Source organism: Cedecea sp. Ae19-4, from assembly GCF_059801165.1.
Map to the genome: position 1 here is coordinate 1 of NZ_JBCHWG010000021.1, position 644 is coordinate 644.

At 57.3% G+C, this 644-nt stretch carries 1 protein-coding gene; it reads left to right on the top strand.

Annotated features, from left to right (window positions below; all coding sequences use genetic code 11):
• Nucleotides 1-53 precede the first annotated feature (53 nt).
• Nucleotides 54-644 (top strand): helix-turn-helix domain-containing protein (locus AAIE02_RS23600; protein WP_498533423.1); only part of this gene is annotated, 591 nt, incomplete at its 3' end.

Sequence of the window (644 nt, forward strand, 5' to 3'; positions counted from 1 at the left end):
GACATGGTAGACACTTACAACTAAGGCATAAGAACCCGTTTATGGAGCCGCTTATGCCGTGGGATGCGAGAGATACCATGTCATTACGTTCTGAGTTTGTTCTGCTCGCCTCGCAGGACGGGGCGAACATTCGTCTTCTGTGCCGTCGCTATGGCATTTCTCCTGCCACTGGCTACAAGTGGCTTCATCGCTGGTTACAGGACGGCACTGCCGGTCTTGCTGACCGTTCACGTGCACCACACTTTTCCCCCGCAAGAACCGACGACAGCATTACCGACCTGCTGCGGATGGCACATGCCACACATCCACGCTGGGGTGCCCGCAAGATTAAGGGCTGGCTTGAAGACCACGGGCATCAGTTGCCCGCCTTCAGTACCGTTCATAAGCTGATGGCCCGTCACGGTCTGCTGCCCGGTGTTCCTCCCGGCATCCCGGCTACCGGCCGCTATGAACACAGTGCGCCTAACCAGCTCTGGCAGATGGATTTTAAGGGCCACTTTTCCTTTGCCGGTGGCCGCAGCCATCCGCTGACGCTGCTGGACGACCATTCCCGCTTTTCACTCTGTCTGGCTCACTGTACCGATGAACGCCGTGTCACCGTGCAGACCCAACTGATTAATGTCTTTGAACGCTATGGCCTGCCG